This is a genomic window from Clostridium sp. (genome assembly GCF_051278035.1).
Taxonomy (GTDB): Bacteria; Bacillota; Clostridia; order Clostridiales; family Clostridiaceae; genus Clostridium_AD.
Genome location: NZ_JBNMNU010000136.1, coordinates 1 through 11,926, shown reverse-complemented (window position 1 = coordinate 11,926; position 11,926 = coordinate 1). Strand labels below are relative to the sequence as shown.

Genomic DNA, 11,926 nt, shown 5'->3' with positions numbered 1-11,926 from the left:
CTGATTGTAATAATGAGATGTACATGTGATAATGAATATGATAATTGTATGTAGTTTACTTATAACGCAAAAACATACATTTTAAAATGTGAAGGAGATTGATGAAAATGTATCGCATACTTGCAGCTGAAGGTTATGAAGCAAATGATAGGGGGGATATCGATGGATTATATAAAACAGATTGTTGAATTTATTCCTACCAATGAACAAGAAAACCAAGATAAAAAAATAATTCTTGATTATATAGAAAATTTCCCGCATAACATTTTGTTAAGAGAAAACGTATTTGCACATATTACAAGTTCAGGATTTGTAATGAACAAATCACTGGATAAAGTGCTAATGGTTCACCACAATATACGAAATACTTGGGCTTGGACTGGCGGACATGTAGATGGAGATACAGACTTTTTACATGTTGCAATAAAAGAGGCAAAAGAAGAAACAGGTATAAACGCTGTTACAGCTCTTACAAAAGATATCATATCTATAGATATCCTGCCTGTATATGGTCATGTGAGAAGAAATAAGTATGTTAGTGCACACCTACACCTTTCCGTAGCATATGTTCTTATCGCAAGTGAAAGAGAAACACTTATAGTAAAGGAAGATGAAAATAGCGATGTCAAATGGTTTTCTATGGATAAATTTACTGAAGATTATTTTGATGATAAGGATGTTTATTTATATAATAAGTTAATTCAGCGGGCCAAACATATTATATAGTATAGTGTACAGAAAATAAACAAAAATGATGGAGGAATAGATATGAAACTAAAATTATCAAGGACTAGTAGCGAAATGGAAGAACAATATTATGATTTCATTAATGATTGGCAAAATAATGATGAAGCAATTGTCCCATATGCTGTAAGACTATTAGATATGGATTATAAAACATGGTTGGATTATACATATAAAATTGAAAATAAAGATACTTGTCCACCAAATTTAGTTCCTGCACATACCTATTTTTTAACTCAAGAAAATAAAAGAATTATAGGTGCAATAAATATTAGGCATTGCTTAAATGACTATTTATTTAATTTTGATGGACATATTGGTTATGGCATTCGTCCATCAGAACGAAAAAAAGGATATGCGTCATTGATGTTATCTATGGCTTTACCAATAGCGAAGGAACTTGGAATTAATAAGGTTCTGATTACTTGTGATAAAAGTAATGTAGCTTCAGCTAAAACTATGATTAATAATGGTGCAGTTCTAGAAAATGCGGAAATAACTCAAAGATACTGGATAGAGGGAGGTAAAAATTATGTTAGATAGTACAGGATTTAATTTATGGGCTAATGGTTATGATAATAGTGTGAATCTTAGTGAGAAAAATAATGAGTACCCATTTGCAGGTTATAAAGAAGTATTAAATTATGTTTATAACCAAGTAAGAGAAAAAGATGATGCAACTGTTTTAGATATTGGATTTGGAACTGGAATTTTATCAACTCAACTATATAATAATGGATATAGTATTACTGGCATTGATTTCTCAAGTAATATGATAGATATCGCAAAGCAAAAAATGCCTCAAGCAACATTGATAAATCAAGATTTCTCCAAGGGGTTGCCAGATGAAATTAAAAATCATTGTTTTGACTTCATAATTAGCACATATGCAATTCATCATTTGACAGACAAAGAAAAAATCAATTTTATAAAGTCACTTTTCCCATTGCTGACTAAAACAGGAATGATACTTTTAGGTGATGTCTCTTTTGAAACAAGAAAAAAACTAGAACAATGTAAAGCTAAATACAATGAGTATTGGGATAATGATGAAGTCTATTTTACTGCAGAAGAAATTAAAAGCAATTTAAATAATGAATATTTATGTGAGTATATACAAATATCTCATTGTGCTGGAGTATTAGCTATTGTTAATAATAATTTTGTTTAAGAATATACTCTTCAAGTAAAATAATATAGGCTTATTAATCTTACCGTACGCCTTAGCTGATGTACTATTTTTATATAGCAATGTGTAAATTTATAACTTATAATCCATATATAGGTTAGTAGAACTCAGTGATAATATCAAACTCAATTTATAGGAGCGCAACTATGGAATTAATGGATTGTATTTTTAAGAGAAGAAGTATTAGAAAATATAAAGACAAACAAGTAGACAAAGAGATACTAGAAATGCTAATAAAAGCTGCAACAGCAATTGGTTTAGGTTCAGTATGGATAGGAGTATATCCAATGCAAAGTTATATTGAATCAGTAAGAAAAGCTTTAAATATACCTGAGTATGTAGTTCCATTGGGGATTGCGTATATAGGATATGCTGATGAAGAAAAACAGTCAAGAACTCAATATAATGAGAAAAGAATTTATTGGGAAAAATATGATTCTACTAGGAAACATAGAGCTAGGTCCAAAAACCTAAAATACGGATTATAGTCATGGAAATAACGATAGTAAAAGGGAGTATGGACTATATAAATGATTGTGAAGATGCATTGTTAAATTCTGAACTAGGAATAAGATATTTTCCGAAAAAAGGTAGTGCTAGAAAGACATTAGTGGATGGAATAAATAAGGAAGAGATATATATTGCCTTAGATATTAATCACAATTGTATGGGTTTCATATGGTATATATTAGAGGGTGCATTTCATTCATTTCCATATCTTCACATTATCGCAGTGAAGAAAGAAAATCGCAAACTTGGAATTGGAAAAAAACTATTAGAATTCTTCGAAGACATTTGCTTTATAGATTATACAAAAGTATTTCTAGTAGTTGCAGATTTTAATTCGGATGCGAAAATGTTGTATGAAAAAATTGGTTACATAGAAATTGGTATTATACCTAGTTTGTATAGAGAAGGAATAACTGAATATTTAATGATGAAATTACGAGAATAGAAAAAATGATTGCTGTATCCGAATTATAATAATATATGTTGACTTAGAAATTGGAGGTAAATAATGAATGATTATATAATAGTAAGTAATTATATGAATAACGAAAAATATAGACTAAGCTTTAATAAATTATCAATGGATATTTTTGAATCTGATCCTGAAAAATGGTACGAAAAAAATCTTTACTATAATAAATGTGCTTTTTACTCCTATATATATCATGATAAAGTTGTTGCAAATATATCTGTAAATATTATGGATTTAATTGTAGATGGACAAAAGAAAACAGCATTGCAGCTATCAGGTATAATGACACATCCGGCTCATAGGAACAAAGGTCTATCTGCATCACTAATTAATTATATTATAGATAAGTATGAAAATGAATACGATATTATTTATATTTTTGCTGAAGATAGTGTCTTAAGTTTTTATACAAAGTTTGGATTTAAGCAAATTATTGAAGATTCCTATGAATTAGATACAAATCAGATTAATAGAAAAGAAATTATGATAAAAAAGCTTGAAATTGATGATAAAAATGATTGTGACACTATTTTGAGAAGTATAAAAAATAGACAACCTCTATCTAAAAAACTTGATATATTTAATGATCTTTGGCCTCTACATATTTTCTGCATGTATGTATATACAGATGATATGTATTATTTAGAAGACGAGGATACTATAGTAATTGCAAACAGAGAAGATGGCTGCGTTCATATATATGATGTAGTAAGTCTAGCACCTATTGATATAGATAGTATTATTGAAAAAATTATAACCCCAGATGATGAAAAAATAGAATTCCATTTTATACCTGAAAGCAATAAATATAATATACTCAAAATTTCAAAAAAAAGACCAGATAATTGGCTGTTTGTGCGGTCTAATAATACTGTATTTAAAGAAGTATTGTTTCCGCTAACTTCACAAGTGTAACTTGTTTGTTGGAGATAATCTACTATGGGATATAAAGAACGTTGATGAAATATTATAAAAAAACAGAAGCTTTTATTTAATCCTAAATAATTCGTATAAAAGGAGATTTGAAATGTTAGAAAAAGTATTAAATCGAACTATTTGCTTAAAACAATATATCACTGAAAAAGAGTATAAAGAAATAAATCAACTTAATGATATTTGTAGCTTACAGGACAAAACTAATCTAAAGCTAGAATTAGACTATAAGCTAAATATGAGTAGCTGCCATGAAATAGGGTTAACAAACATCAATGAGTTTCTATCTTATATTGATGGTATTTTGGTATCCTACATTGGCATTTCAAGCTTTGGTGGTAATAATGGCGAAATTAATGGTATGACTCATCCAGACTTTCGAAGAATAGGGTTATTTACAAAGCTTTTTGAACTTGCAATAGGGGAGTGCCAGAAGAGAAACTTTAATGAGATATTTCTATTATCAGATGGTAAATCGATATTGGGAATTGAGTTTATAAAGACTGCGTGCGCTAACTATGATTTTTCAGAGTATAGAATGAAGGTACTTAACAAAACTACTTTAGAAAATATAAATTCCATAAGTTTAAGAAAAGCCAATAATTTAGACAGAAAAGAAATAGCGAGACAAAATGCAATATATTTTTATGGATCAGAAGGGTGTGAAGATTTCCCAGAGGAAGAGGAAGTCATAAATGAGATAACATATATGGTTGAATTAGAGGAAGTGATTATAGGTAAAATTAGGATAGATTATGGCGACAATTCAGCCTTTGTATGTGGCTTTGGAATATTACCATATTTTAGAGGTAAAGGATATGGTAAAGCAGCTTTAATAGCAGCTTTACGCTTAATTAATAAAGAAAACATAAATGATGTAGAATTGGATGTGGAATGTAAAAACAATACTGCTCTTAATTTATATAAAGGATGTGGTTTTCAAGAGAAGTCTGTAATGAATTATTATAAGTATAATATCTAAAGGTATTAATTATTATTTTTAGAGGAGTGGTATTGTGGATATAAGTATAAAAAATATTGATAGTAGTAACTGGAGAGAATGCACTAAATTAGAGGTTACTGAAAGCCAAAAGAAATTTATACCATCAAATTTATATTCTATAGCAGAATCAAGATTTGAGATGGGTATGAAAATACTCGGAGTATATATAGGTGACGTTATGATAGGATTTGCCTCATATATTTTAGATGAGCAAGGAGATATGAATCTATATAAATTAATGATAGATAAACACTCTCAGGGAAATGGATATGGTAAAAAGGCTTTGATAATGTTAATGAATATAATAAAAAATGAAACTATGAATAAAGAAATATGGTTAAGTTTACATCCTGAGAATGCAGTCTCTATAAAACTATATTGTGATTATGGATTTAATCAACAAATAACAGGCCTTGAGGCAGAGGATGAAATTTTCTTTAAATATAACATTATGTATGAAGGGAGTGGTATTAATGTTTGAGAAAAAACAATTTCCTATACTTGAGTTTGACTCTTGTAGGAGTGCATATATTGAACCGTCAAGTCTGATAAAACCCATAGATATTCCAGAATGCTGTGTGATATCGTTTTTTAGAGATGTTATTGAAATGAAAAATAATAATGGGCAGTTAAAACAAGTTACTAATATTCATTCTGAAACTCTGGATATTCCAGTTTATGAAACAGTGTATAATGGGAAAAGGGTAGCACTTGTATTGGGTTTTCTTGGATCAGCGGGATCAGCTGCATTACTTGAAGAGTTAATAGCTTTGGGATGCAGAAAATTTATAGTTTGTGGTGGTGCAGGTGTTTTGCAAAAGGATATTGCGGTTGGTCATTTATTTATACCAACATCTGCAGTAAGAGATGAAGGGGTGTCTTATCATTATATTGAACCTTCAAGAGAGATTGAGTGTAATAAGGCTATTGTAGAAGTAATTGAAAGAGAATTTAAGAAAGATGGAATAAAATATCTTAAGGCTAAGACTTGGACTACGGACGCATTTTATAGAGAAACAAAGGAAAAGGTATCATTAAGAATATCGGAAGGGTGTGTAACCGTTGAAATGGAAGCAGCTGCTTTCTTTGCTGTTGCTAAGTTTAGAAATGTTGCATTAGGCCAAATATTATATGGTGGCGATGATTTAAGTGGTGATGAATGGGACGAAAGAAAATGGAATACAAGAGAAGACATAAGAGAGAACTTAGTAGATTTATCTATAAAAATATGTGCGGAATTATAATATTAACATTGCTTTAATACAATAATTGAGCATATGTGGAGGGAATTCTATGAAAAATGGAAGTTGGGACAAGATATATCTAGAACAAGGTAAGGTTCAAGTTGATTTATTAGCTACTGTAGTTGAAGCCGTAAATTATTTTGAACAGGCTAAGTGTAAGAACGTATTAGATCTAGGTTGTGGACCAGGAAGAAATACGATATACCTTGCTAGCAGGGGATTTAAAGTATCCGCATGTGATATATCTAAGACAGGCATAGAACTTACAAAACAGCAAGCAGAAGATCTTGGTTTTACAGATATAAATTATGAAATCGAAGATATGTTTAACATGACATACGATGACAATTGCTTCGATGCAGTTTTATGTATATGGGTGCAAGGGCATGGAACTAAAAGAGAAGTACAGAAAGGTATAGATGAGATATTCAGGGTTCTTCAGAAGGGCGGGACTGTTGTTACAGACTTTGTTACCATAGAGGATAGTACGTACGGCATAGGAAAAAAGATGAACGCATGATTACAGCTGTTAAAACTATATTAGAAAGAGAAATCATACCCACAAAAGAAATCGAAGATTGGACTCGAAGTTTCAATAAAATAGAGAAAACAGGTATATATCCAGGAGATTCAGTTGTTGAATTTAATGTAAATACTTTCTTGAAAAGTTTGTATTTTAGATTGATTGATAAACCTGAGTATGAACAAATCACAAATGTAGTTAGAGAGGTTCTAAAGGAAATCAGTAGATTTAACGAATATTAAAAGGAGAAAATTCTTGGAGGAAATAAACTATGGAATATTTAATTAGAAAAATGCATTATGAAGAATTAGATAAAGCTTTTAAGTTAATTTGGATTACATTTTTAGAATTTGTTGCACAAGATTTCAGCAAAGAAGGAATAAATACTTTTAGATGTAATTTTATTGAAAATAAAGATTTTAAGGACCGTTTTAAAAATGGCAATCAAATTATGTATGGAGCATATTCAAAAGAAAAACTTGTTGGAGTTGTATCTATAAGTACAAATAATCATGTATCATGTGTTTTTATAGATAAAGACTATCAGAGAAATGGTATTGCAACAATACTGTTTAATCAAATTATTTCAGAACTTAAGGAAAAGCAAGTTGAAAAAATATCATTAAATGCTTCTCCATATGCTGTGCCTTTTTATCATGCGATAGGGTTTATAGATTTGGCTGGGCAACAGGATTTTCATGGAATGTTATATACACCAATGGAATTAATGTTATAAAATTATTGGTTGATAGAAATTCTATCGCAATTTTATTATTATAACTAATAATGTAGAAGGATTCTTTGGTTAAGGATAAAAGTGAGATTTCTAATTTTAACTAATATTATTTAGTGAATATCTCTAATGTTTATATTTATGCAATATTATGGTATTATAAAGTTAAAATTGTATTTAAAACTATTCAATAAATCTTTATATATTATTAAATTTATTCATATTAATTGACTAGAGGTGTCTGTGTGAAAAAGCTAATTATTATTAACGGAACAATGGGTGTAGGCAAAAGCACAGTGTGCAACATATTGCTTGATTCACTTAAACCAAGTGTTTATTTAGATGGTGATTGGTGTTGGAATATGAATCCATTCGTTGTTTCAGAAGAAAATAGAAAAATGGTTATAAATAATATTACTCACCTATTGAATTCATATTTGAACAATTCAGGTTATGAGTATATCATATTTTGTTGGGTTATCCACCAGGAAAATATATTCGAACAGCTATTGGAACCATTAAATAATTGTGATTTTGAACTTTATAAAATTTCTTTGGTTTGCTCTGAAACAGCTCTTAAAAACAGATTAGAAATTGATGTACAAAATGGAATTAGAAAAACTGATGTAATTGATAGAAGTGTACAACGACTCGAGCTATATAACAATATGGATACAATTAAAATTGATGTAAGTGATGTTGATCCTAAACAAACAGCTATAGAGATAGTTGAATTAATAGAAAAATGTGAAACAAAGCGAAAATGATGTAAGTATTTTTATTGTTTTTGGAGGGAGAAAAATGGGGGAATTAAAACTAGTGTCGCCGAGCGAAAAATATCAAACTCAATATATACATTTCATTGAGGAATGTAAAGAAGATATACAGAAATGCGCTATGAGTTACTATATGCCTTTCTCAGATAATAATAGCTTTTCGAAGGATCTACAACACCTAATTAATAACGGAAAAGGATTGTATCTTCCAGAAGGTTGGGTAGCGGCAAGTACTTATTGGCTTATGGATGATAAATATATACGTATTCTTGGAACAATTACTATACGCCATGCTTTAGTAGGTTATCTTTTTTTTAGGGGTGGCCATATCTCATACTATATTAATTTAGGTAAAAGACGTAATGGTTATGCCACAAAAATGCTTAACTTAGCTTTAGAAGAATGTAAAAAATATAATCTAGATAAAGTGATGATTACATGTGCTAAAGATAATATAGGTTCATCAAAAACCATTGAAAATAATGGGGGCATATTACATTCTGAAGATCATGAGAATGGTGAAAAATTTAAAAGATACTGGATAGATGTTGACTTTTCATGAGGGGGAATCTATGGATATTACTTTTTATAACAACGATAAAACTGTTTTTAATTATAGGACTTGTGGAGTTATTACTGATGATAAAAGAATTTTATTACATAGGATGAAAAATGATGACTTTTGGACACTTGTTGGTGGTAGAGTTCAAATGTTAGAGTCATCAGAATGTGCTATAAAACGAGAACTGAAAGAAGAATTAGGAGAGAATATTGAACTTGATAGGTTGCTTTGGATAGTAGAGAATTTCTTTGAATTTAAAGATAAAAATTATCATGAAATCTCAACAATTTATTTTGTTAACATCCAAGAGGATTCATGGATAATAAATCAAGAAGGTTCCTTTACAGGATTAGAAGGTGAAAGACTCCTATACAAATGGTTTAATTTTGATGAACTAACTAGTTTAAATATAAAACCAAGTTTTTTAAAAGAAAAACTGTTGTGCTTACCCAATATTCCAAATCACATAATTCATAGGGAGTAACAATTAATGATGACTATTTTGTAAGAATAGAAATAGCTAATGATTAAATTAGTATGATAGGAGTTGGTAATTATGTTTAGTAAATTCACAAGAACTGAAATAGTATATACAAATAAATTCACTGAAAACTATGAAGATAATGAAATTATAAGGTTCTACGATAACGATTTAAAGGACATGCATATGCACAATTTTACATATATCAAAAATAATGTTTGTAAAGATAAATTCAGAAAGATAATTTTTGAAGAGTTAGAAAAAAGAAGGGATGCAAATGCTAAGTTTTTAAGAATTGAGTTTAATTTTTCTGTTGAGGATGATTTAATTAATAATTTGCCTCAAGTTCCTGAAGTAACTAAATATGATTACATGTATATTGATCCCAAAATGAGTGAATATTTAACTGGAAACGAAGAGTGCATAATAAAGAAAGCAATATCAGAAAAAGTATTGAAAGAAGGAATAGAAGTCGATATTTCAGCTAATGAATTAGCTATGGGGACTGAATTTGCAAGGAAAAGAATATATAGGAAATCAGAGGTATATAAGCAACTAGATTCGAATTTAGATTTATATGTTTGTAATTACAATGGTATATCTATTGGCAATTGTGAATTAATGTTGAATAATGATATTGCTAAAATAGAGGATTTTGATATATTAAAAAATTATCAAAGAAAAGGATTTGGTACTTCTTTATTGAAACACCTATTAGAAGAAGCAAAAGATAATTCTGTTAAATTTGTTTATCTTATTACTGATAGTGGTGACACTGCAAAAGGCATGTATAAAAAGTGTAGATTTAAAAAAGCAGGCGAAAAGACGGAACTGTTCTTTGATTTGTAAAAGGAAGTGTAAGTTTTATGAAAACAAAACATGATATTTTAGAAATTGCTAAGACTCAATTGTCACTGGATTTTAATTGTCATATATCTGATTTTGTAAAGAAAGAAAACACAATAGTTGAAAACAAACTTGTTACAGGCAGACGTTTATATGATAGCGATGGTTGCTTTTTTAAAGTCATTTGTTTTGGTGGAAGAACAATTATCAGCACATCGCCGAAAATGATGCCTTGGTGTGTAGAAAAACTGGGCAGCAACGATAGTGCATGGTTCTTTGAATATCCACACCTTAGATGGATAGATAAACAGCTGCAAGAATTTGGACATGAGATTGCGGACGTTCATCATTATTATTTACCAAAGCCAAATGCGCAGGATAAAAAGCCTATAACCAATATAAAGTGGTATGAGTATGAAGAAATTTTGCAGTTTGAAGATGACGAGAGATTTCATGAAGCTTTCGCCTTTGATAATAACCACCCGGATATGCTTGCAGTAGCAGCATTGGACGGAGATTTAATAATGGGTATGGCGGGGGCCAGTTCAGATGGGAGAACCCTATGGCAAATTGGCATTGATGTTTTTCCCGGGTATCGTGGTAGAGGAATAGGAACAAACTTGGTTACACTTTTAAAGAACGAACTTTTAACGCGAGGAAAAATACCATTTTACGGTACTGTAGAATCCCACATACACTCGCAGAATATTGCTGTGAATGCTGACTTTTTTCCAGCGTGGGCCGAACTCTATTCAAAAGAAAAGACGTAAAATAACCTAATAAATTTATTATGGAGGAATTTAAATGGATTTAATAAAACCGTGTCATTTAAAACCAGGAGATAAAGTAGCTACTATTAGCTTATCTTGGGGTGGAGCAGGGGACGGTGATATTTTATGGAGATATAACATTGGTAAAAAGAGACTTGAAGAACAATTCGGATTAGAAGTTGTTGAAATGCCTCATACACTTAAAGGAACAGAGTTTATATACAATCATCCAGAAAAGAGAGCAGAAGATTTAATGTTAGCGTTTAAAGATAAATCAATAAAAGCAATATTTTCATGTATTGGTGGTGATGAAAGCGTAAGGATGCTTCCATTTATTGATTTTGATATTATAAGGAATAATCCTAAGATTTTTATAGGATACTCAGATTCAACTATTACTCATATGATCTGTTTTAAAGCAGGTATTTCAAGCTTTTATGGTGCTTCAATATTAGCAGAATTTGCTGAGAATGTTAAAATGTTTGATTATACAAAACATTGGATAAAAAAAGTATTATTTGATAACTCCATGATTGGAAATATTGATTCATCACCAATTTGGACAAGCGAATATTTACCTTGGGAAGAGAAAAATAAATTAATAGAACGAAATACACAATCTAATAATGGCTATGAACTTCTACAAGGTACTGGAATCGTAAGCGGGCACTTAATTGGTGGTTGCATTGAAGTACTAGAAATGATCAAAGGAACAGACCTATGGCCATCTAAGGATTTATGGGATAATTCTATTATATTCTTTGAAACGTCCGAAGAAAAACCAGATCCAAAGTATGTTGAGTATTGGTTACGTAATTATGGTTCTCAAGATATTTTACAAAGGGTTAACGGAATAATATTTGGAAAACCTTATGATGATTTGTATTATGAAGAATATAAGAAAGTAATATTTAATGTAGTAAGGGACGAACTTAAATTAGTTGATTTACCTATTCTTTATAATATGAATTTTGGACACACTGCACCGATGATAACTATACCCTATGGTTGTCTAGCAGAAATTGATTGTGGTAAGGGAACTTTCTGCATTTTGGATTCAGGCGTAATCTAAGTGTGTTTAAAATAGTATAATAAACTATAAAATTATTATGTTTGTTTATAATGGGGGAAATGTTATGA

Annotated in this window: 18 protein-coding genes; all 18 read left to right on the top strand. The window is 29.9% G+C overall.

Translation table 11 applies throughout. The features are described 5' to 3' along the window. The first annotated feature begins 162 nt into the window (after nucleotides 1-162). The 18 genes from ACJAX4_RS17495 to ACJAX4_RS17410 all read left to right on the top strand — a co-directional run bounded on the left by ACJAX4_RS17495 (nucleotide 163) and on the right by ACJAX4_RS17410 (nucleotide 11,858). The gene (locus ACJAX4_RS17495; protein WP_435790732.1) at nucleotides 163-726 is read left to right on the top strand and encodes an NUDIX hydrolase; all 564 of its coding nucleotides are present in this window, start codon (nucleotides 163-165) and stop codon (nucleotides 724-726) included. A gap of 42 nt (nucleotides 727-768) precedes the next feature. Beyond that, the gene (locus tag ACJAX4_RS17490; RefSeq protein ID WP_435790731.1) at nucleotides 769-1,287 is read left to right on the top strand and encodes a GNAT family N-acetyltransferase; all 519 of its coding nucleotides are present in this window, start codon (nucleotides 769-771) and stop codon (nucleotides 1,285-1,287) included. Then, on the top strand, nucleotides 1,277-1,915 hold the full coding sequence (locus tag ACJAX4_RS17485; RefSeq protein ID WP_435790730.1) for a class I SAM-dependent methyltransferase: 639 nt from the start codon (nucleotides 1,277-1,279) through the stop codon (nucleotides 1,913-1,915). Before ACJAX4_RS17490 ends, ACJAX4_RS17485 begins: the two co-directional genes overlap by 11 nt. A gap of 164 nt (nucleotides 1,916-2,079) precedes the next feature. Next, nucleotides 2,080-2,421, top strand: coding sequence for a nitroreductase family protein (locus ACJAX4_RS17480; RefSeq protein WP_435790729.1), 342 nt, complete (start codon nucleotides 2,080-2,082; stop codon nucleotides 2,419-2,421). A 29-nt stretch (nucleotides 2,422-2,450) separates the two neighbouring features. After that, nucleotides 2,451-2,888 carry a GNAT family N-acetyltransferase gene (locus tag ACJAX4_RS17475; RefSeq protein WP_435790728.1) on the top strand — a complete coding sequence of 146 codons (438 nt, stop codon included), beginning with the start codon at nucleotides 2,451-2,453 and terminating at the stop codon, nucleotides 2,886-2,888. Between the two features lie 63 nt (nucleotides 2,889-2,951). After that, complete coding sequence (locus ACJAX4_RS17470) at nucleotides 2,952-3,830, top strand: GNAT family N-acetyltransferase (protein ID WP_435790727.1); 879 nt, start codon at nucleotides 2,952-2,954, stop codon at nucleotides 3,828-3,830. Nucleotides 3,831-3,942: 112 nt separating this feature from the next. After that, the gene (locus tag ACJAX4_RS17465) at nucleotides 3,943-4,830 is read left to right on the top strand and encodes a GNAT family N-acetyltransferase (RefSeq protein WP_435790726.1); all 888 of its coding nucleotides are present in this window, start codon (nucleotides 3,943-3,945) and stop codon (nucleotides 4,828-4,830) included. A gap of 34 nt (nucleotides 4,831-4,864) precedes the next feature. Further along, nucleotides 4,865-5,332 carry a GNAT family N-acetyltransferase gene (locus ACJAX4_RS17460; protein ID WP_435790725.1) on the top strand — a complete coding sequence of 156 codons (468 nt, stop codon included), beginning with the start codon at nucleotides 4,865-4,867 and terminating at the stop codon, nucleotides 5,330-5,332. Next, nucleotides 5,325-6,095, top strand: a complete 771-nt coding sequence (locus tag ACJAX4_RS17455) for a nucleoside phosphorylase (RefSeq protein WP_435790724.1) — start codon at nucleotides 5,325-5,327, stop codon at nucleotides 6,093-6,095. Before ACJAX4_RS17460 ends, ACJAX4_RS17455 begins: the two co-directional genes overlap by 8 nt. A gap of 49 nt (nucleotides 6,096-6,144) precedes the next feature. Beyond that, nucleotides 6,145-6,615, top strand: a complete 471-nt coding sequence (locus tag ACJAX4_RS17450; protein ID WP_435790723.1) for a class I SAM-dependent methyltransferase — start codon at nucleotides 6,145-6,147, stop codon at nucleotides 6,613-6,615. After that, nucleotides 6,612-6,860: a hypothetical protein gene (locus ACJAX4_RS17445; protein ID WP_435790722.1), complete on the top strand. Its 249-nt coding sequence runs from the start codon at nucleotides 6,612-6,614 to the stop codon at nucleotides 6,858-6,860. The genes ACJAX4_RS17450 and ACJAX4_RS17445 overlap by 4 nt, the downstream gene beginning before the upstream one ends. A gap of 29 nt (nucleotides 6,861-6,889) precedes the next feature. Further along, nucleotides 6,890-7,354 (top strand): GNAT family N-acetyltransferase, encoded by a 465-nt coding sequence (locus ACJAX4_RS17440; RefSeq protein WP_435790721.1) that lies wholly within the window; start codon nucleotides 6,890-6,892, stop codon nucleotides 7,352-7,354. Nucleotides 7,355-7,596: 242 nt separating this feature from the next. Continuing rightward, nucleotides 7,597-8,118 carry an AAA family ATPase gene (locus ACJAX4_RS17435; RefSeq protein WP_435790720.1) on the top strand — a complete coding sequence of 174 codons (522 nt, stop codon included), beginning with the start codon at nucleotides 7,597-7,599 and terminating at the stop codon, nucleotides 8,116-8,118. Nucleotides 8,119-8,152: 34 nt separating this feature from the next. Further along, nucleotides 8,153-8,689, top strand: a complete 537-nt coding sequence (locus ACJAX4_RS17430) for a GNAT family N-acetyltransferase (protein ID WP_435790719.1) — start codon at nucleotides 8,153-8,155, stop codon at nucleotides 8,687-8,689. Between the two features lie 10 nt (nucleotides 8,690-8,699). Beyond that, nucleotides 8,700-9,173 carry an NUDIX hydrolase gene (locus ACJAX4_RS17425; protein ID WP_435790718.1) on the top strand — a complete coding sequence of 158 codons (474 nt, stop codon included), beginning with the start codon at nucleotides 8,700-8,702 and terminating at the stop codon, nucleotides 9,171-9,173. 72 nt (nucleotides 9,174-9,245) lie between these two features. After that, on the top strand, nucleotides 9,246-10,019 hold the full coding sequence (locus ACJAX4_RS17420; protein ID WP_435790717.1) for a GNAT family N-acetyltransferase: 774 nt from the start codon (nucleotides 9,246-9,248) through the stop codon (nucleotides 10,017-10,019). A gap of 59 nt (nucleotides 10,020-10,078) precedes the next feature. After that, a complete protein-coding gene (locus ACJAX4_RS17415; RefSeq protein ID WP_435790716.1) occupies nucleotides 10,079-10,786 on the top strand; it encodes a GNAT family N-acetyltransferase in 708 nt (235 codons plus the stop codon). Between the two features lie 34 nt (nucleotides 10,787-10,820). Further along, nucleotides 10,821-11,858 carry a S66 family peptidase gene (locus ACJAX4_RS17410; protein WP_435790715.1) on the top strand — a complete coding sequence of 346 codons (1,038 nt, stop codon included), beginning with the start codon at nucleotides 10,821-10,823 and terminating at the stop codon, nucleotides 11,856-11,858. Nucleotides 11,859-11,926 lie beyond the last annotated feature (68 nt).

What these genes read in the sequence shown, in the direction of transcription:
- ACJAX4_RS17495 (WP_435790732.1), top strand. Translation starts at nt 163, where the DNA reads ATGGATTATATAAAACAGATTGTTGAATTTATTCCTACCAATGAACAA.
- ACJAX4_RS17490 (WP_435790731.1), top strand. Translation starts at nt 769, where the DNA reads ATGAAACTAAAATTATCAAGGACTAGTAGCGAAATGGAAGAACAATAT.
- ACJAX4_RS17485 (WP_435790730.1), top strand. Translation starts at nt 1,277, where the DNA reads ATGTTAGATAGTACAGGATTTAATTTATGGGCTAATGGTTATGATAAT.
- ACJAX4_RS17480 (WP_435790729.1), top strand. Translation starts at nt 2,080, where the DNA reads ATGGAATTAATGGATTGTATTTTTAAGAGAAGAAGTATTAGAAAATAT.
- ACJAX4_RS17475 (WP_435790728.1), top strand. Translation starts at nt 2,451, where the DNA reads ATGGACTATATAAATGATTGTGAAGATGCATTGTTAAATTCTGAACTA.
- ACJAX4_RS17470 (WP_435790727.1), top strand. Translation starts at nt 2,952, where the DNA reads ATGAATGATTATATAATAGTAAGTAATTATATGAATAACGAAAAATAT.
- ACJAX4_RS17465 (WP_435790726.1), top strand. Translation starts at nt 3,943, where the DNA reads ATGTTAGAAAAAGTATTAAATCGAACTATTTGCTTAAAACAATATATC.
- ACJAX4_RS17455 (WP_435790724.1), top strand. Translation starts at nt 5,325, where the DNA reads ATGTTTGAGAAAAAACAATTTCCTATACTTGAGTTTGACTCTTGTAGG.
- ACJAX4_RS17450 (WP_435790723.1), top strand. Translation starts at nt 6,145, where the DNA reads ATGAAAAATGGAAGTTGGGACAAGATATATCTAGAACAAGGTAAGGTT.
- ACJAX4_RS17445 (WP_435790722.1), top strand. Translation starts at nt 6,612, where the DNA reads ATGATTACAGCTGTTAAAACTATATTAGAAAGAGAAATCATACCCACA.
- ACJAX4_RS17440 (WP_435790721.1), top strand. Translation starts at nt 6,890, where the DNA reads ATGGAATATTTAATTAGAAAAATGCATTATGAAGAATTAGATAAAGCT.
- ACJAX4_RS17430 (WP_435790719.1), top strand. Translation starts at nt 8,153, where the DNA reads ATGGGGGAATTAAAACTAGTGTCGCCGAGCGAAAAATATCAAACTCAA.
- ACJAX4_RS17425 (WP_435790718.1), top strand. Translation starts at nt 8,700, where the DNA reads ATGGATATTACTTTTTATAACAACGATAAAACTGTTTTTAATTATAGG.
- ACJAX4_RS17420 (WP_435790717.1), top strand. Translation starts at nt 9,246, where the DNA reads ATGTTTAGTAAATTCACAAGAACTGAAATAGTATATACAAATAAATTC.
- ACJAX4_RS17410 (WP_435790715.1), top strand. Translation starts at nt 10,821, where the DNA reads ATGGATTTAATAAAACCGTGTCATTTAAAACCAGGAGATAAAGTAGCT.